The organism is Nonomuraea zeae (assembly GCF_005889725.1).
Classification (GTDB): domain Bacteria; phylum Actinomycetota; class Actinomycetes; order Streptosporangiales; family Streptosporangiaceae; genus Nonomuraea; species Nonomuraea zeae.
Map to the genome: position 1 here is coordinate 1 of NZ_VCKX01000738.1, position 608 is coordinate 608.

Genomic DNA, 608 nt, shown 5'->3' on the forward strand with positions numbered 1-608 from the left:
GGCCCCGACCGCCCGCGCTCCTGTCGTTCCTGCCCTGCGGGCCTGTTGCGCCTTGCGCGCTTCTCCGGGGCGATCCGCCGTCATGTCCGCGTGTCCGTCCGGCGCTTCACCGGCCCGCCGCACGTCCACGGGCTGCCGCGCGACCGCCTCGATCTTGGCGGGCTGCCCCCGTCTGGGGCCGTCTCCGCCCGGCCGGACGGCTTCGCTGGGCTGCACGCGTACGGCGGGGCCGCTGAACGTCGTCGTCTGCCCCGTGACCCGCAGGGCGGCGGTCCTGGTCATGATCGTCGGGCCGTCACCCGAAGGAGCCTGCATCCTGGCCACTGCCGCGAGCACCACCTTCTTCGCCCCGGCAGGGGCGGTGAGCGTCACGTCAATGGCCTCCGAGCCGGACGCGCCGCCCAGAGCGCACACGCCGGCCCCGGGTGGCACCGAGTTCTCGGCCGCGGCGGCTCTCACAGCCGTGGCTCCAAGCAGGCCCAGCGTCCGCACCGCCACCGTCCGCACGGTCAGCGCCCGCACCGCCAGCGCCCTCGCCGCGGCGACGCCGAAGCCCGCTCCGCCCAGCGGCGCCCGACCGACCGCCCCCGGCCCTATCTCCGATACAC

Annotated in this window: 1 protein-coding gene; it reads right to left on the bottom strand. The window is 76.3% G+C overall.

All coding sequences use genetic code 11. The annotated features are described in order from the left end of the window. Positions 1-608, bottom strand: a 608-nt coding sequence (locus tag ETD85_RS64335) for a hypothetical protein (protein WP_170247526.1), incomplete at both ends; no start/stop codon positions are given.